Genomic DNA, 17,407 nt, shown 5'->3' with positions numbered 1-17,407 from the left:
AAGTTTAAAGTAGGTTAATAATTACAACAAAGGTGCGAAAAAGTAAAAAAGTCGCTCGACTATGCGTTGCCAAATAGGGCGTTGATTCCACTCTTTGGTGTTTATTTCATCTGAATTAGATAAATATTTTTGTAAAAGATTTGATAAAGATTTAGCGAACTCTGCATCATCAATCACAGTTGTAATTTCAAAATTAAGCCATAAACTGCGCATATCTAAATTGACAGTACCGACAAGACTTAATTGATTGTCAATTAAAACACTTTTGGTATGTAGCAAATTATCATTGAATTGATAGAGTTTTACTCCACCATTTAATAATTCAGCAAAAAAAGCTCGGCTTGCCCATTTAACCATTAGTGAGTCATTATTTTTGGGAATGATGATAATGACTTCAACACCTCGCTGTGCAGCTGTGCATACAGCATGTAAAATATCATCACTTGGTACTAAATAAGGTGTAGTGAAAATAATTTGTTCTTGTGCCGAATAAATTGCTGTTAATAATACTTGGTGGATCATGTTTTCCATATAACCTGGACCCGATGCGATTAATTGCATAATGTGTTTATTATCTTCAGGTGGTTCAGCGAAATCAGTAATTTTCGGTAGTGATAAATATTTGCCAGTTTCTAATTCCCAATCACTGGCATATAAGGCACCCATAAGGGTTGTAACGGGACCATTCATTCTGACCATGATATCAACCCATTTGCCAACATGTTTATTTTGTTTAAAGAAAAGCGGATCGACAATATTCATACTACCAGTATAAGATATATAGTTATCGATAATAGCTACTTTGCGGTGTTGACGTAAGTCTAATCGCCTAAACATAAATCGAAGTAAATTTACTTGTAAGGCTTCGACAATGATGATGCCTGCAGCACGCATTCTTTTACTAGCATTACTTTTAATAAAATGTCTGCTACCAGCAGAATCAACCATTAATCGGCAAGTTACACCTCGTTTAGTTGCTTGAATAAGTGCTTGCTCGACATCATCAGCACGACCACCTTCATTCCATATATAAAATACCATTTCGATATTTGATGTCGCATGATTTATATCATCAATTAAACGGTTAAAAATTATGTTTGTTTCACTCAGTAACTCAATATGATTGCCATTAATTCCATCAAGACCAGTTTGATGTTTACAAAGCTGAAAAATTGGTTTGCTGACTTGGCTGACTTTGTTGGTGAATATGTCAGGAAAGTCACTTAGTTGGTTAATAAACTTGGAAATAGTCGGGCGCATTTTTTGTGCGCGTTTAACTCGTTGCTGACCTAAGTGAGCTTCGCCCAGTGAAAAATAAAGAATCACACCGACAAGCGGTAAAATATAAATAACCAGCATCCATGCAATAACATAAGTTGTCGGTCTTCGCTTAAAGACAATCCGTAAAGTTGTTGAAACAATGATCAACCAATAAACAAGGAAGATCAAAGTACTAATTAATGCATGAAATGAGGTAAATTGCATATTTAATTAGCTATCAGTTAGGTTTAACTTGGTTATTGGATCTTTAGTACAATCATAATTTTGAAATACTTCAGGTAATGGTTTTGGATTATTATGTTTATCTACTGAAACATATGTGAATACGGCATCTGTTATGCAAAACCGTTGTGTTGAATCCGATGTATCTATGACTTTTTTAACCCAAACTTCAATACCAATTGTGATAGAGGTTTTTCCAGTTTTGATGCAATGAGCATAACAACAAACAACATCTCCTACCATTGCGGGCTTGTAAAATGTAATACTACTAGCATTAACGGTTACAACTCGATTTCTGGCTATTTCTTTTGATAAAATACCTCCAGCGAGATCCATTTGAGACATTATCCATCCACCAAAAATGTGACCATGCGGATTAGTGTCAGCAGGCATTGCTAGCGTTCTAAGTACTAATTGACCTTTAGGGGCTATATTTTGTGTCATGCTAAATTACTCCGTATGTACAATTTATTTATTTTCGGTATCTTTATTCATATTTTTATAGATATAGATACCTGATATCAACGATAATAGTAAGGATGCACCAGGTAAAATAAATACTTTAAATATCCAAAAGAAATCATCTGTCATGTAATAGGTCGCTCCTAAACTAATGGTGCCACATAATATAAAAAAGAAGATCCATAATAAATTTAATTTATTCCATATGTTGGTTTCTAGTTGTATTTCTTTACCTAACATTGTTTGAAGTAGGTTTTTTTTGAAAAAAAATTGGCTAACTAATAGGGCTAAGGCAAATAAGAAATTAATAATAGTTACTTTCCATTTTATGATATTAGGATCACGCATATAGAGTGTGAATCCACCAAAAACCATAACCATCAGATAAGAAATTAGTTCTACTTTATCTAATTTTCTATATAAAATTAGAACAAGAAGAAAACACAAGGTAGCAGCAATCATTAATGCTTGAACGCCAACAAAAATATCATACTTGGTTAGAAATACAAAAAAGAATACAAGAGGAATAAAATTTAAAAGTTGTTTCATTCAATTATTGTCCTAGCACTAAAGATGAATTGATATATTCTAAATAAAAAGCCTATTGGAATAGGCTTATTTTTTGTGATGAAGTTCGGGATGGGCTTTGCAATCACCCGACTGGCAATGGCCATATAGATATAAACTGTGAAAAGTTAAATTAACACCATATTGTTCAGCAATCTCTTTTTGTCTAGCATTGATAATATCATCACGAAACTCAAATACTTCGCCACAATCTAAACAAATTAAATGATTATGATGTTGTTGTGTTGCTAGTTCAAATACTGCTTTGCCACCTTCAAAGTTATGACGAGTAACAATTCCAGCATCATCAAATTGATTCAAAACACGGTAAACTGTTGCAAGTCCAATTTCTTCCCCCATATTAAGTAGTTTTTTGTAAAGATCTTCTACAGTAATGTGTTGGCATGAAGGATCTCGTAATAATTCTAAAATCTTTAATCGTGGTAACGTAACCTTTAAACCAGCACTTTTGAGTGCTTCGTTATTATCATTATCATGATTTGTCATATTACTTCCCAATTAATTTATTGATCATAATTCATTATAGGAACTATGTACGGTAAATAAAAGAAATCAATTCAATAGACTAAATTTTCATTTCTGTTTTGACTTGATTTACCCAATTGTTAATACGTTCTTCAGTTAATTCTGGTTGACGATCTTCATCAATGGCTAAACCAATGAAATGAGTGTCATCAATTAAGCTTTTAGATGCTTCGAAACTATAACCTTCGGTTGACCAGTGTCCAACAATTTTTGCTCCTTTAGGTTCAATAATATCGCGGAGTGTTCCCATAGCATCACAGAAATATTCTGCATAGTCTTCTTGATCGCCACAACCAAAGATAGCCACTGTTTTACCACTAAAATCAATTTTTTCTAAATTGGGAAAAAAGTCATCCCAGTCAGCTTGAGATTCACCATAGTACCAAGTTGGAATACCGAAAAATAGGTAATCGTATTGTTCAATGTTTTCTTTAGTGGCTTTTGCAATGTCGAAAAGATCAGCTTTGTCACTACCTAAAATGAGTTGGATTTGCTTTGCTACATTTTCTGTATTACCTGTATCACTACCAAAAAAAATACCAACTTGTTTCATATTTGTACCTTTACTATCTATGATATTAAAATATTTTAGGAGTATATCATTGTCACTTATTATCAGCAATAATTCTAAATTACACAGAACATAAGTTATTATGTGCTATACAATTTATTTATCTTGCATTAAAATTATTGCCTATTTTTTATATTAAATTAGGCTGTGGAATTTCATTATGAATTTGCATGAGTATCAATCTAAATATCTTTTTAAACAATATAATTTGCCTGTACCTGAAGGGTATGTTTGTAACTCAATCGGTGAAATACAAGATACATTAGCTGACTTATCTTCAGGGACAAATTTAGGAGCTTGGGTTGCTAAATGTCAAGTTCATGCAGGGGGAAGGGGTAAAGCTGGTGGTGTTATTTGTACTCAAAACTATAGTGAAATAATGCAATTTGCTGAAAAATGGTTAGGGCAAAATCTAGTTACTTATCAAACCACCGATAAAGGTCAACCAGTTAATAAGATTTTAATTGAAAAAGCGTCTAATATTCAGAAAGAACTTTATTTAGGAGCAGTGGTCGATCGTAGTTCCAAGCGTGTAGTAATTATGGCTTCGACAGAAGGTGGTGTTGATATTGAAAGCGTTGCTGAAAAAACACCATATTTAATTTATAAAACTTCACTTGACCCGTTAACTGGCCCTTGTGCTTACCAAGGGCGTGAACTTGCGTTCAAATTGGGATTAACAGGTAAATTAATTAATCAATTTACAAAGTTATTTGTTAATTTTGCAAAACTATTTTTAGAAAATGATGTTTCATTAGCTGAAGTTAATCCATTAGTGATTACTGATTCCGATGAGCTAATTTGTTTGGACGCAAAAGTTGTGTTAGATGATAATGCTATTTTTAGACATCCTAATTTAAATATTTTAAGGGACACAACTCAAGAAGATGAACGTGAGTCAATTGCCGCAAAACAAGGTATTAGCTATGTATCATTAAATGGCAATATTGGTTGTATGGTTAATGGTGCAGGTCTTGCGATGGCAACTATGGATATTATTAAACTACATGGTGGTTCGCCAGCTAACTTTTTGGACGTTGGTGGTGGCACAACGAAAGAGCGTGTTGCTGAAGCATTTAAGTTGATATTATCTGACAAAAACGTGAAAGCGATTTTAGTTAATATTTTTGGTGGTATTGTTCGTTGCGATTTAATTGCCGATGGAATTATTAGTGCAATTAAAGAAATAGGTCTTATTGTTCCTGTTGTTGTTCGCCTTGAAGGTAACAATGCACAGCTTGCTCGAGAAATTTTAGCTAAAAGTAAATTAAATGTTATTACTGCCGAAAGTTTACTAGATGCGGCCCAAAAAATTGTTGCTGTTGCCAAATAATAGGACGCATGGAGAATAGTTATTATGTCAATTTTAGTTAATAAAGAAACAAAAGTTATCTGTCAAGGATTTACTGGTAGTCAGGGAACTTTTCATTCTGAACAAGCGCTTGCCTATGGTACTAAGTTAGTTGGTGGTGTGACACCAGGTAAAGGAGGAACAACCCACTTAGGTTTACCTGTTTTTAATACTGTTAAAGAAGCGGTTGTTGCAACTGGTGCAACAGCTAGTGTTATTTATGTGCCAGCAGCATTTGGTAAGGATTCTATTTTGGAAGCGATTGATGCAGGCATTAAACTAATAGTCTGTATTACCGAAGGTATTCCAACTCTAGATATGCTTGTTGTTAAGGCAAAATTACAACAAAATAATGTTGTAATGATTGGACCAAATTGCCCGGGTATTATTGTTCCTGATGAATGTAAAATTGGTATTATGCCTGGACATATTCATCGTGCAGGAAAGGTTGGCATTGTTTCGCGTTCTGGAACGTTAACTTATGAAGCGGTTAAACAAACAACGGATATTGGTTTAGGGCAATCCGTATGTATAGGTATAGGAGGTGACCCTATACCTGGTAGTGATTTTATTTCTATTTTAGCATTGCTTGAGCAAGATCCTAAAACTGAAGTTATTGTAATGATAGGTGAAATTGGTGGTAGTGCTGAAGAAGAAGCAGCTGAATATGTTAAAAAACATGTAACTAAACCTGTTATAGCTTATATTGCTGGTGTTTCAGCTCCATCAGGAAAACGTATGGGGCATGCAGGTGCAATTATTTCAGGAAAGAAAGGAACAGCAGTAGAAAAATCTAAAGCATTGCAATCTGCAGGTATTGCAGTTGTAACAAGCCTTACCGATATAGGTGATGCAGTAAAAAAACAACTCAAAATATAAATTTTTTGATGTATATCAATTTTATTCTGTGATTATCGGTGTATAATGCTTGGCAATAACGTAGAAATTTGTGATCATTTAAGGATTAGGGAGCGTTTATGCTAGATATAGTAGAACTTTCACGGCTCCAGTTTGCTCTTACTGCAATGTATCATTTTATTTTTGTTCCATTAACGCTAGGATTAGCGTTTATGCTAGCAATTATGGAAACGGTATACGTTGTTAGTGGTAAGCAAGTCTGGAAAGATATGACAAAATTCTGGGGTAAACTGTTTGGTATCAACTTTGCAGTAGGTGTCGCAACAGGTTTAACCATGGAATTTCAATTTGGTACTAACTGGTCTTATTATTCGCATTATGTGGGAGATATTTTTGGTGCACCGTTAGCTATTGAAGGTTTAATGGCATTCTTTTTAGAATCAACCATGGTAGGTTTGTTTTTCTTTGGCTGGGATAGATTAAGCCGTGGTAAACATTTAATGGTGACTTGGTGTGTCGCATTTGGTTCTAACCTTTCAGCTCTTTGGATTTTAGTTGCTAATGGTTGGATGCAATTCCCAATAGGTTCTGAATTTAACCCTATTAATTCACGCATGGAAATGGCTAATTTCTATGCGTTAATTACTAACACAGTTGCCCAATATAAATTTGTTCATACTGTTGCAGCAGGTTATTTAACAGGTGCTATTTTTATTTTAAGTATTAGCTCTTACTATTTGTTAAAAAAACGTGATGTTGCCTTTGCCAAACGATCTTTCGCTGTTGCAGCCACATTTGGATTTATTATGTCAATCGTTGTGGCGATTATGGGTGATGAAGCAGGTCATGAGATGACAACTGTTCAGCCAGCTAAACTTGCAGCAATTGAAGCAGAATGGGAAACTCAACCTGCTCCAGCATCATTTAATGTTATTGCTTTTCCATCACAAAGCAATAAAGAAAATTTGTTTGCAATAGAGATCCCATATGTTATGGGAATAATGACCACTCGTTCACTTGATACTCAAGTAACAGGATTAAAAGATATTTTAGCAAATAATGAAAAAAGAATTCGCAATGGGATATTAGCCTATAGCAATTTGGAGAAGATCCATCAGGGTAATCAAGACCCTAATGTACTGAAAGCTTTTGAAGATAATAAGTCTGATTTAGGTTATGGTTATTTAGTCAAGCGTTTTACTGATCGTGATAATTTGGCTATACCTCAGGCTACTGAAGAGCATATAAAGGCTGCGGCAGAAGACTCAATTCCTACAGTTTGGCCTCTATTCTGGGCTTTCAGAGTTATGGTTGGCCTTGGTGTATTAATGATTTTGGGGACTGGGTTTGCTTTATGGACCACTTATAAAAATAAAATTGGTGAAAAGCGTTGGTTACACCGCATATTAATTCTTTTTTTACCGTTCCCTTGGCTGGCATGTGAGTCAGGTTGGTTTGTTGCCGAGTATGGCCGTCAACCTTGGGCAATTCAAGACATCTTACCGACTGGAGTAGCAAATTCATCATTAACAGCTGGTGAAGTGTTATTCACTATGGTTCTTATTTGTGGACTTTATACACTATTCTTAATTGCTGAATTATTCTTAATGTTTAAGTTTGCTCGCTTAGGACCAAGTTCTTTAGGTACAGGCAATTATCATTACGAAAAAACACAACCAGTAACAGATAGGTCATAGGGAGTATACACAATGATTGATTACGAGATTGTACGCGTCATCTGGTGGGTGCTGATTAGTGTTGTTTTAATCGGTTTTGTTGTAACAGATGGGTTTGATATGGGCGTCGGTATTTTATTACCATTTATTGGTAAGACTGATACAGAACGTCGCATTATGATTAATGCAATTGCTCCTCATTGGGATGGTAACCAAGTATGGTTAATTACTGCTGGTGCAGGAATATTTGCTGCTTGGCCAATGGTATACGCTGCGTCGTTTTCTGGTTTTTATATTGCAATGATTTTAGTTCTTTGTGCGCTATTTTTTAGACCAATTGGTTTTGATTATCGTAGTAAACTAGAAAATTCAAAATGGCGTAATTTATGGGATGCTGGTATTTTTGCAGGTAGTTTTGTGCCAGCATTAGTTTTTGGTGTTGCTTTTGGTAACTTATTAGAAGGTGTTCCTTTCCGATTTGATAACTCTTATCGTGTATTTTATGATGGTAACTTCTTTGGTTTGCTTAATCCTTTTGCATTGTTGACTGGCGTTGTTAGCTTAATGTTATTTGTTGCTCATGGTGGTGCTTGGTTACAAATGAAAACATCAGGGGAACTTTATTTAAGAGCCAGAAAGGCTACACAAATTGCTAGCTTAGTAATGTTAATTGCATTTGTTTTGGCTGGAGTTTGGGTTGCATTTGGCATTCATGGTTATGAAGTTACCAGTGTGATTGATTATAATGCAGCATCTAATCCATTGACTAAAACAGTTTCTACTGATGCTTCATGGTTAGATAACTATCTGAATTATCCAGTTTTATGGATAGTCCCTGTTTTAGGTATGGTGTTACCACTGCTTACTATTCTTTTTTCTAGTCTAAACAAAAATGCATTAGTATTTATTTCATCAGTATTAACAATTGCCTGTGTTTTATTTACCTATGGTATTGCAACTTTTCCATTTATTATGCCTTCAAGCATTATGCCAAATGCAAGTTTAACAATATGGGATGCATCATCAAGCCAATTAACACTTAATATTATGTTTATTGTGGTTCTTATATTTTTACCTATTGTCCTTATATACACTATTTGGTCATATATCAAAATGTTTGGAAGACTAGATAAAAATCATATTGAAAATAATAAACATTCTCTTTATTAAGGAACTATTATGTATTACATTTTGTGGTTTATAGGAATTATTGCTGCATGTATGCTATCGGCTGTTACAGGTTTGTTAGTTGAAAGGGGTAGCGAAAAAGAAACTAATAACAAATAATATCAAGTATAAATTAATAAAAAGGTGACAAATAGTCACCTTTTTAATTAGTAAGTAAAATATTAGCAATACAATAAAGGAAAATGATAATTGTTTTCATTTGCTGTTTTTTATATTATAGTGCAGGGAAGTTTATATTCAGATATAATAACACCAAATTTGATTAGTGTGATTTGGATATGAAACAATTCAATTGGAATGCAAGAGTTTATTATGAAGACACAGATGCAGGCGGTGTAGTTTATCATGCTAGATATCTAGCATTTTTCGAAAGAGCAAGGACTGAAATTTTAAGACAACTAGGAATTAGCCAACAGACCTTATTACAAGAAAATATTGCGTTTGTTGTTAAAAAGATGGATATTAGCTACCATTTTCCTGCTCGTTTAGATGATATGCTTACTATTAGTACTAAGGTGGATCAAACTCGCAAAGCATCTATTATTTTCAAACAGACTATTGTTAATCAAAATGAACGAGTTATCAGCACAGCAGATGTGCTTATTGCCTGTGTAGATATCGCTAAGATGAAGCCATGCGGGCTTCCTAAGTTATTAGTTTTGGAGTTTATATAAGTGGAAAATCTGAACATTATTAATCTATTTTTGCAAGCGGGTTTGTTAGTACAATGTGTTATGTTATTGCTACTTACTTTTTCTGTTATATCATGGGCTATTATATTTCAACGGAGTAAGATTTTAGGAAAAGCTAAAAAACAAGTTGAGGAATTTGATAATAGTTTTTGGGCTGCTGATGATTTAAATATTTTATTTGATAAAGCGAAATTTTATAAAGAAGAAATTAGTGGTACAGAGCATATTTTTTATTCAGGTTTTAAGGAGTTTTCACGGCTTTATCAAATTAATCCAAATATGGCAGAATCTGCTTTAGATGGAGCATTGCGTTCTATGCGTTTAGCTATGAATCGTGAACTTGATATCCTTGAATTACACATTCCTTTTCTAGGTACAGTAGGTTCTATTAGTCCATATATTGGTTTGTTTGGTACTGTGTGGGGAATTATGCATGCATTTATTTCTTTAGGTGCAGTTAAACAGGCAACGTTACAGATGGTTGCGCCAGGGATTGCTGAAGCATTAATTGCAACCGCAATTGGTCTATTTGCTGCTATTCCTGCCGTACTTGCTTATAATCGTTTATCATTGAGTGTGAGTCGAATTGAACAAAGCTATCTTAACTTTATTGATGAATTTTCTGCAATTTTACAACGCCAAGCAGTTGCTGTTAGGAAATAATTATGAGTAGAAGCAGACGTTCTCGTTATTCGACTAAATCTGAGATCAATATAGTACCTTTACTTGATGTACTATTAGTATTAGTGCTTATTTTTATGGCAACGGCACCAATTATTAGTCAAAGTGTTGAAGTTGATCTACCTGAAGCATCGGAATCTAAGACGATTTCACCATCAGAAACTAAACCAATCATTATTGAAGTATCAGGTGTTGGAGTTTATGCTCTAATTATTGAGCAGGACCGTCAAGCTAATTTACCACAAGAAAAAATTGTTGCAGAAGTTAAGCAACAGATGTTGCTTAATGAAAAGGCCGTGTTTTTAGTTGGTGGAGCTAAAGATGTTCCCTATGAAGAAATTATAAAAGCGTTGAATTTATTACAATCAGCAGGTGTTAAGTCTGTAGGATTAATGACTCAACCAATTTAAATATTATAAAAGATGTCAGCAATGTCTCATAAGTCAAATTCAAAATTAAGTATAGCTATTGTAATATCTATTATACTACATATCATTTTAATTATTATTTTAGGTTACCGAGTTATGTATAGTAATGATGTTAATTATGGTAGCTTTAACGGCAACTCTATCGATGCTATTATGGTTGATCCTTCTGTAATGAATGAACAATACCAAAGACAACTAAAAACACAGATTAGCCAAAAGCGGGCTGAGCAACAAAGGCAGCAACAAATAGAAGAGCAGGCTCAAGCTTTACAAGAACAGCAACTGGCTCAACAGCAACGACTTAAAGAGTTAGAAAGAGAGCGCTTAAAAGTAGAAGAACTACAAAAGAAAGAGGCAGAGGCTGCACAGGCGGCACGGGTAGCAAGGCAAAAAGAAGAAGATGAACGTAAAGCTAAAGAACAGCTAGAAGAACAGCAAAGACAAGCTGAAAAGCAGCGTTTAGAACAACAGCAAGCGGAATTAGCTAAACAAAAAGCTGAGCAAGAAGCTAAATTAAAAGCTGAGCGAGAGCTATTAGAAAAGCAACGTGAGGAAAATCAACGTAAACAAGAAGAGTTAATTAAACAAAAAGCTGAACAAGAAGCTAAAGCTAAAGCCGAACAGGAAATTATAGAAAAGCAGAGAATTGAAAATGAACAAAAACAAGCTGAGTTAGCTAAAGAGAAAGAAGAGCAAGCAAAAAAGCAAGCCGCTGAAAAAGCTGCTGCCGATAAAGCTAAGCGAGCTGCACAAGCTAAAAAAGATAAAGAACTTGATAATTTACTAAACGGGTTAACATCAGGCACATCTAATCCATCAGGTGGTGCTGCTAGTCGTAAAGGTGCTTCTGATGGAGAGCTAAATAAATACAAATCATTAGTTCAAAATGCGATTAGCAATAAGTTTATTAATCCTAATAAATTATATAGTGGCCGAAATTGTGTATTAGAAATTCAAATTGCACCCGATGGTTTATTGCTTGATGTGAGTGCAAAAGGTGGTGATGATGCATTATGTCGAGAAGCCCTTTCTGCAACTAAACAAGCTATTATTCCAAAACCTGCAAGCACATTTTATAATCAAGTAAAAATAATGACAATTGACTTTCAACCAAAATAGTTTCTATTCGCAAACGCTATATTTCCAGAAATTTTTTTAAAATAAATTAACAATATCTTCAAATTAAAATGTTGAAATTATATTAATCATCCCTATATATAGTCTATTCATTCCGAATAAAGTTACTTAAGTGAAAGAAGGAGCAGAATATGACGACAATTGTCAGTGTCCGTCGTGAAGGTCAAGTGGTTATAGGTGGCGATGGGCAAGTTACGCTCGGCGAGCGTATTATTATGAAGGGAAATGCTCGTAAAGTTCGTCGTTTATATAATAACAAAGTGATTGCAGGTTTTGCTGGCGGTACAGCAGATGCTTTTACACTATTTGAACTGTTTGAAAGAAAACTAGAGATGCATCAAGGACATTTAACTAAAGCAGCTGTCGAACTAGCTAAAGACTGGCGAACAGATAGAATGCTACGTAAGCTAGAGGCACTACTTGCTGTTGCTGATGAAAGTGCATCATTGATTATTACAGGTACTGGTGATGTCATTCAACCAGAAGATGATTTAATTGCTATTGGTTCTGGAGGCCCTTATGCGCAAGCAGCGGCACGAGCACTACTAGATAATACCTCACTTTCTGCACATGATATTGTGCAAAAATCATTATCGATTGCTGGAGACATTTGTGTTTATACCAATAATTTCCAAACAATTGAAGAACTTAATTATTAATCTGATTTAAGAGAAATTTAACTATGTCTGAAATGACTCCTCGTGAAATTGTAAGCGAACTAAATCAACATATTATTGGGCAAGAAAAAGCAAAACGTTCTGTTGCAATTGCGTTACGTAATCGTTGGCGCCGTATGCAACTAGATGAAACATTACGTCATGAAGTTACACCAAAAAATATACTTATGATTGGGCCAACAGGTGTTGGTAAAACTGAAATTGCAAGACGTCTAGCCAAATTAGCGCATGCACCGTTTATTAAAGTAGAAGCAACTAAGTTTACCGAAGTTGGTTATGTGGGGAAAGAAGTTGATTCAATTATTCGGGATTTAACTGATTCTGCAGTAAAAATGATCCGTCAAGAGGCGATTGAACGCAATCGTAATCGAGCGGAAGAATTAGCTGAAGAGCGCATTTTGGATGTACTTGTACCACCAGCTAAAGATGGGTGGGGACAAGTTGAAGATAATAATACAACAGCAAGACAAGCTTTCCGCAAACAATTACGTGAAGGTTCACTTGATGACAAAGAGATAGAAATCGAATTAGCTGGTGTTAATATTGGTGTTGAAATTATGGCTCCTCCAGGTATGGAAGAGATGACCAATCAATTACAGTCAATGTTTCAAAATTTAGGTGGACAAAAAACAAAACCACGTAAAATGAAGATTAAAGATGCGCTCAAACAACTCATTGAAGAAGAAGCTGCTAAATTGGTTAATCCTGATGATCTTAAACATGAGGCGATTGAAGCAGTAGAACAAAATGGAATTGTTTTTATTGATGAAATAGATAAAGTTTGTAAACGTGGTAATTCTTCAGGCCCAGATGTTTCACGTGAGGGAGTACAACGAGATCTTTTACCATTGGTTGAAGGTTGTACAGTGTCGACTAAACATGGATCTGTTAAAACGGATCATATTTTGTTCATTGCATCAGGTGCTTTCCAAACAGCAAATCCATCTGATTTAATTCCTGAATTACAAGGCAGATTACCAATTAGGGTTGAATTACAAGCTCTAACAAGTGAAGATTTTGAACGTATTTTAACCGAACCAAATGCTTCACTTACTGTTCAGTATAAAGCTCTAATGGCAACTGAAGGAGTTAACATCGATTTTACCTCGGATGGTATTCGTAAAATTGCGGAATCAGCATGGCAAGTAAATGAGCAAAATGAAAATATTGGTGCCCGCAGGTTGCATACTGTTTTGGAACGCTTGATGGAAGATGTTTCATTCGAAGCTAGTGAACTCGGTGGAGAAACTGTAACTATTGATGCTAAATATGTAAGCGATCATTTAGATAAGCTTGTTGCAGATGAAGATCTAAGTAAGTTTATTTTATAAAAAGTTTAACTTCTAAACATAAAAAGGTGAAGATAAATTTGCTCAACTTCACCTTTTTTTCTTGTTACTTTCTTATTAGCTCGCCTAAGATATCTGCAGCTTTTGATTTAGATTTTGAATTATCTTTAGAGTCATGAGTTTTTAATTTTTCGCGGAGTTTGTCTAAACGTTCTTGTAATTTATCGCTTAGTGCATCGGTAATTAATTTACTCATATCTATTTGATAATGAAGATTAGCAAATTGCCCATAAATACGTAGTGGTATTGTTAACTTTTGCAGTTTACTAATTGTTTCACTTTTACCGTTCCAGCCACCTAATATTTTTAAATTCAAATTAACATCCAAATCTTGTTTTAAAAAACCAACTCGCCCTGAGCCATCAATGACATCAAGAGTTTCAGAATTGGCATTTAATGTCGACAATTGCAAATTACCTTGCCTTAAGTTACCAATAGCTGAAATTTTATGGAATTCAGTATATTTTTTTTGATTTTCAGGAGTCATGATGTCCTTTGAATATTGAGTTGCTGTATTTTGGATGATTCTTTGAATATTTAAATTATTTAGCCTTGCATTAGTCACTACTATATTCAAATTTCCTTGCAAGTTGGCTAAGATTTTTGAACCAGATAAGCTGTTGCTTTCTAAATCTCCAGTAGCGTTAAATAAACCCTCTAAATCATGTGCTATATTTAATTGATTAAAAAATGTATTTAAATCAACATTTGATATTTTGGTATTAAGCTTCATTAGTGTACTTTTTTGTTTGCCATTTGCTAAACCAGTTGCAGCTATATGGCCATTAGCAATATCAAAGTTAATCTTTTTAAATATTGCAATACCTTCCTCATTGATCATATCAATGTCAATATTATTTAATGTTACTTTGTTAGCATTAATCTGTTTAATATTTAATTTAGCTTTAGCATTAAAATTATTCAGAAAGTTTAATTCATTATTGGTTTTTGTGACATTCGACACCACTGGTGAAGTTTGTTGAGGATTTGCTTCTTTATTTGAATTTTGACTTGTTTTCAAGAACGAAGTGAGATCGATTTTATCTGAATTTAACTGCAAATTTATATATGGTTTATTTGCTAAATCAGCATTTATTGTAGCAGTAAAATGATTTTCATTAATTGAAAAAGCTAAATTTTGGCTTTTAAGTAACATTTGTGGATGTTGGTAGTTAAATACACCGCTAATGTTACCTTTTAGCTCTTTTGTTGAATTGTCGACACCTTTATAAATGAAATCTAATTTCTTTAAATCGATTAACGCTTGTTCTGGAAATTGATTTAAATCGACATATGCATGTATCAAATAAGATAGATCTTGTTGATTTTTATCTATATTACCTTTTAAATCGATAGAAATATTTTTTTCACTATTTTGTTCTAACACTAGATTAATATTTCTAAAGTTAATTAAATCATTATTATGTTGTAATGTCACAGTACTATCACTAACTTCAAATTTATTTAAGCTAAATTTCCAATTAGATGAAATTTTTTGATCTTTAGAATCAGTTGGTTTATTCGTAGTTGTATTAGATGATGTTTTTGTACCATTTTTTGCAATATTACCTTTACTTTCATTGGTGATACTGATAACTGCTGATTTTATAAAAACATTTTTGACAGATAATTTTTTGGAGAATAGAGGTAGTAACTCAACGTCTAATCTCATATTATCTGCAGTTAGAAGGGGTTTTGAAGCTCCTGCATCAGTTAGCTTAATTGAATCAGTTAAAATACTCACTTGCGGCCATATATGCCAACGTAAATTTCCATCGATGGATAATTCATATCCTGTTTTATCTTTAACTGTATCAGAAATAAACCCACGAAAGTTGTTGGGATCAACAAAAACAATCAATGAAACAACACTAATTGTTATGACTAAAATTAAAGCAAATAGAATAACCAATATTTTTTTGATCATATTAATGTTCCTTCGTTATGGTTATCGATTATTCAGTCTTTATCAATACGACTGGCAACAGCACCATACTGGTCTTTATATTTTGCATCTAACCTCCGATTGTATGGTCTTGTAGCAGGACCAGTTAGCGTTTCAAAACTGAGCGCGCCGATTGTCATTCCAGGCCTAAGTGCTAATGGAATTTTTCCTGAATTATAAAATTCTAATACAATTTGTCCTTGCCAGCCGGGGTCGATACGATGAGCTGTAACGTGAACCATTAGACCTAATCTAGCAAGTGATGAACGGCCATCTAACCAGCCAACTAAATCGTCAGGAATAGTGACTGATTCTAAAGTTACAGCTAATGCTAACTCGCCAGGATGTAAGTAAAAGGCGTCACCTTCAGGTAATACTATTTCTTCACTCATCACTCGTTCCAAGACTGCAGATACTTCTTCTTTTGGGCCACTTAAATCTATATAAGGTGTAGTATGTTCTCGAAAAGTTCGAAATTGATTACCTAATCTAACATCAACAGTCGCACCATTAATACAGCTTGCTGCAGGCTGCGGTGTTATTTTTAATTTACCATTTTTTAAATATGCTTCGATATCTCTGTCACATAATCTCATGAGTTATCCTTAATTCAGCTTGTATTACTTTATTCTAACAGGTTCTTTTGATGGCGTCGACGTTAGTAGTTTAAGGCTGTAGTACCCATGCGCGTCCATAATGGTTATAGTATCCGGCTAATTTTCCTGCTTTATCTCCTATTCCTAGATAAAGGTCAAAATGTTGACCTTTTATAGCACCACCAACATCAAGTGCAACCATAAGTCGAGTTTCTCGTCTACCTCGATATTGCCCATCGTCTTCAAGAAGCGGCACATCAACTAATACTACAGATCCTAAAGGAATGACTGATTTATCCGATGCAACTGATGCATTTGCAACCAAAGGTATTTCAGCAGCACCCGTAACTTCAGCATTATATTGTGGATTAAAAAAAACAAATGAACGGTTTTGAATTAGTAAAGCTTTAATTTTATTTTCTGGTTTGTTTTTTGCCCAATCTTTAATTGATTGTATAGAAATTTTTTCTTTTTCTATTTCGCCTTGTTCTACTAATAATCTTCCTATACTAGAATAGCCATAATTATTTTTACCTCCATAGCTGAAGAAGACTAAAGGTGAACCATCTTCAAAATCAATATAGGCACTACCTTGTACTTCCATAATAAAGTTATCCATTAAGGAATTACTGTATGCAATTTCAAGATCTCTATCAGAAAGAGCTCCATTATAAATTTGTTCACGATTTGGTAGTTGTTCTTCATCACTAACAACTGGCATCTTATAAATAGGGTATTTAAATTCTGCTGTTGGTTGATGCCTTGCTTTGATTATCGGAGTGTAGTAGCCTGTTAAATGTATATTGCCATACCCATCTTGTCCAACCATTTCGTAACTGTTAAGTCCCACCTTGTAAAATTCATCAACCGTTAAAGAACGGCTAATCCACTCATTTATTGCTTTATAAATATGTTCATTTTTTTTATATAAAGAAGGCGATGACGATTTAATTTTAGCTATTTGAATAATGTAGTCTGATATGTTGACAGGAATACTTAATTGAGGATGATTAATGTTAAGTGGTAAAGATAATTTCCCATCTTTATATTGTTGGCCTTGATTAGTTGGTTTATTTGAATAGTATTGGCTACCAATAAAAATAGATAAAACAAGTAAAATACTTAAAAAATAAAAATAATAATAACGATCTTTTTCTTTCATCTTGAAAAATAATTATAA

The 17,407-nt window shown here is 33.9% G+C and carries 18 protein-coding genes; 10 read left to right on the top strand and 8 right to left on the bottom strand.

What is annotated here, in order from left to right; translation table 11 throughout:
• Positions 1–21: 21 nt before the first annotated feature.
• From cls to fldA, 5 genes are all read right to left on the bottom strand, one after another.
• A complete protein-coding gene (cls, locus tag A9G37_RS01855) occupies positions 22–1,485 on the bottom strand; it encodes a cardiolipin synthase (RefSeq protein ID WP_065574453.1) in 1,464 nt (487 codons plus the stop codon).
• 6 nt (positions 1,486–1,491) lie between these two features.
• Entirely contained in the window at positions 1,492–1,947 is a 456-nt protein-coding gene (gene yciA, locus A9G37_RS01850; RefSeq protein ID WP_065560601.1) for an acyl-CoA thioester hydrolase YciA, read from the bottom strand.
• A gap of 24 nt (positions 1,948–1,971) precedes the next feature.
• Positions 1,972–2,514: an inner membrane-spanning protein YciB gene (locus A9G37_RS01845; protein ID WP_065574452.1), complete on the bottom strand. Its 543-nt coding sequence runs from the start codon at positions 2,512–2,514 to the stop codon at positions 1,972–1,974.
• 66 nt (positions 2,515–2,580) lie between these two features.
• Complete coding sequence (fur, locus tag A9G37_RS01840) at positions 2,581–3,039, bottom strand: ferric iron uptake transcriptional regulator (protein ID WP_034909755.1); 459 nt, start codon at positions 3,037–3,039, stop codon at positions 2,581–2,583.
• Positions 3,040–3,118: 79 nt separating this feature from the next.
• Positions 3,119–3,631, bottom strand: a complete 513-nt coding sequence (fldA, locus tag A9G37_RS01835) for a flavodoxin FldA (protein ID WP_034909753.1) — start codon at positions 3,629–3,631, stop codon at positions 3,119–3,121.
• A 178-nt stretch (positions 3,632–3,809) separates the two neighbouring features.
• On the opposite strand from fldA, the gene sucC reads away from it, so the two are divergent.
• The 10 genes from sucC (at position 3,810) to hslU (ending at position 13,668) form a co-directional block, all read left to right on the top strand.
• Complete coding sequence (gene sucC / locus A9G37_RS01830) at positions 3,810–4,982, top strand: ADP-forming succinate--CoA ligase subunit beta (RefSeq protein ID WP_065574451.1); 1,173 nt, start codon at positions 3,810–3,812, stop codon at positions 4,980–4,982.
• A gap of 24 nt (positions 4,983–5,006) precedes the next feature.
• Positions 5,007–5,879: a succinate--CoA ligase subunit alpha gene (gene sucD, locus A9G37_RS01825; protein WP_065574450.1), complete on the top strand. Its 873-nt coding sequence runs from the start codon at positions 5,007–5,009 to the stop codon at positions 5,877–5,879.
• 98 nt (positions 5,880–5,977) lie between these two features.
• Positions 5,978–7,555, top strand: a complete 1,578-nt coding sequence (locus A9G37_RS01820) for a cytochrome ubiquinol oxidase subunit I (RefSeq protein WP_065574449.1) — start codon at positions 5,978–5,980, stop codon at positions 7,553–7,555.
• Positions 7,556–7,567: 12 nt separating this feature from the next.
• Entirely contained in the window at positions 7,568–8,704 is a 1,137-nt protein-coding gene (gene cydB / locus A9G37_RS01815; RefSeq protein WP_034909746.1) for a cytochrome d ubiquinol oxidase subunit II, read from the top strand.
• A gap of 296 nt (positions 8,705–9,000) precedes the next feature.
• Positions 9,001–9,396, top strand: coding sequence for a tol-pal system-associated acyl-CoA thioesterase (ybgC, locus tag A9G37_RS01810; RefSeq protein ID WP_141671007.1), 396 nt, complete (start codon positions 9,001–9,003; stop codon positions 9,394–9,396).
• The gene (gene tolQ, locus A9G37_RS01805) at positions 9,397–10,077 is read left to right on the top strand and encodes a protein TolQ (protein WP_034909742.1); all 681 of its coding nucleotides are present in this window, start codon (positions 9,397–9,399) and stop codon (positions 10,075–10,077) included.
• Positions 10,078–10,079: 2 nt separating this feature from the next.
• Complete coding sequence (tolR, locus tag A9G37_RS01800; protein ID WP_065574447.1) at positions 10,080–10,505, top strand: colicin uptake protein TolR; 426 nt, start codon at positions 10,080–10,082, stop codon at positions 10,503–10,505.
• A gap of 21 nt (positions 10,506–10,526) precedes the next feature.
• A complete protein-coding gene (gene tolA / locus A9G37_RS01795; protein ID WP_034909791.1) occupies positions 10,527–11,642 on the top strand; it encodes a cell envelope integrity protein TolA in 1,116 nt (371 codons plus the stop codon).
• Between the two features lie 149 nt (positions 11,643–11,791).
• Positions 11,792–12,319, top strand: a complete 528-nt coding sequence (gene hslV / locus A9G37_RS01790) for an ATP-dependent protease subunit HslV (protein WP_025316169.1) — start codon at positions 11,792–11,794, stop codon at positions 12,317–12,319.
• 23 nt (positions 12,320–12,342) lie between these two features.
• Positions 12,343–13,668, top strand: a complete 1,326-nt coding sequence (gene hslU / locus A9G37_RS01785; RefSeq protein ID WP_065574446.1) for an HslU--HslV peptidase ATPase subunit — start codon at positions 12,343–12,345, stop codon at positions 13,666–13,668.
• 64 nt (positions 13,669–13,732) lie between these two features.
• On the opposite strand, the gene asmA is transcribed toward hslU, so the two are convergent.
• The 3 genes from asmA to mltA form a co-directional block, all read right to left on the bottom strand.
• Entirely contained in the window at positions 13,733–15,613 is a 1,881-nt protein-coding gene (asmA, locus tag A9G37_RS01780) for an outer membrane assembly protein AsmA (RefSeq protein WP_065574445.1), read from the bottom strand.
• A gap of 32 nt (positions 15,614–15,645) precedes the next feature.
• Positions 15,646–16,227, bottom strand: a complete 582-nt coding sequence (gene dcd, locus A9G37_RS01775; RefSeq protein ID WP_034909736.1) for a dCTP deaminase — start codon at positions 16,225–16,227, stop codon at positions 15,646–15,648.
• Positions 16,228–16,297: 70 nt separating this feature from the next.
• The gene (gene mltA, locus A9G37_RS01770) at positions 16,298–17,389 is read right to left on the bottom strand and encodes a murein transglycosylase A (RefSeq protein ID WP_051634111.1); all 1,092 of its coding nucleotides are present in this window, start codon (positions 17,387–17,389) and stop codon (positions 16,298–16,300) included.
• Positions 17,390–17,407 lie beyond the last annotated feature (18 nt).

The sequence above is a fragment of the Gilliamella sp. GillExp13 genome (assembly GCF_001690815.1).
GTDB classification, from domain to species: domain Bacteria; phylum Pseudomonadota; class Gammaproteobacteria; order Enterobacterales; family Orbaceae; genus Gilliamella; species Gilliamella bombi.
This window is presented reverse-complemented; position numbering and strand designations above follow the sequence as displayed.

Coding starts and splice junctions, on each gene's coding strand:
- cls (WP_065574453.1), bottom strand. CDS start 1,485: ATGCAATTTACCTCATTTCATGCATTAATTAGTACTTTGATCTTCCTT.
- yciA (WP_065560601.1), bottom strand. CDS start 1,947: ATGACACAAAATATAGCCCCTAAAGGTCAATTAGTACTTAGAACGCTA.
- A9G37_RS01845 (WP_065574452.1), bottom strand. CDS start 2,514: ATGAAACAACTTTTAAATTTTATTCCTCTTGTATTCTTTTTTGTATTT.
- fur (WP_034909755.1), bottom strand. CDS start 3,039: ATGACAAATCATGATAATGATAATAACGAAGCACTCAAAAGTGCTGGT.
- fldA (WP_034909753.1), bottom strand. CDS start 3,631: ATGAAACAAGTTGGTATTTTTTTTGGTAGTGATACAGGTAATACAGAA.
- sucC (WP_065574451.1), top strand. CDS start 3,810: ATGAATTTGCATGAGTATCAATCTAAATATCTTTTTAAACAATATAAT.
- sucD (WP_065574450.1), top strand. CDS start 5,007: ATGTCAATTTTAGTTAATAAAGAAACAAAAGTTATCTGTCAAGGATTT.
- A9G37_RS01820 (WP_065574449.1), top strand. CDS start 5,978: ATGCTAGATATAGTAGAACTTTCACGGCTCCAGTTTGCTCTTACTGCA.
- cydB (WP_034909746.1), top strand. CDS start 7,568: ATGATTGATTACGAGATTGTACGCGTCATCTGGTGGGTGCTGATTAGT.
- ybgC (WP_141671007.1), top strand. CDS start 9,001: ATGAAACAATTCAATTGGAATGCAAGAGTTTATTATGAAGACACAGAT.
- tolR (WP_065574447.1), top strand. CDS start 10,080: ATGAGTAGAAGCAGACGTTCTCGTTATTCGACTAAATCTGAGATCAAT.
- tolA (WP_034909791.1), top strand. CDS start 10,527: ATGTCTCATAAGTCAAATTCAAAATTAAGTATAGCTATTGTAATATCT.
- hslV (WP_025316169.1), top strand. CDS start 11,792: ATGACGACAATTGTCAGTGTCCGTCGTGAAGGTCAAGTGGTTATAGGT.
- hslU (WP_065574446.1), top strand. CDS start 12,343: ATGTCTGAAATGACTCCTCGTGAAATTGTAAGCGAACTAAATCAACAT.
- asmA (WP_065574445.1), bottom strand. CDS start 15,613: ATGATCAAAAAAATATTGGTTATTCTATTTGCTTTAATTTTAGTCATA.
- dcd (WP_034909736.1), bottom strand. CDS start 16,227: ATGAGATTATGTGACAGAGATATCGAAGCATATTTAAAAAATGGTAAA.
- mltA (WP_051634111.1), bottom strand. CDS start 17,389: ATGAAAGAAAAAGATCGTTATTATTATTTTTATTTTTTAAGTATTTTA.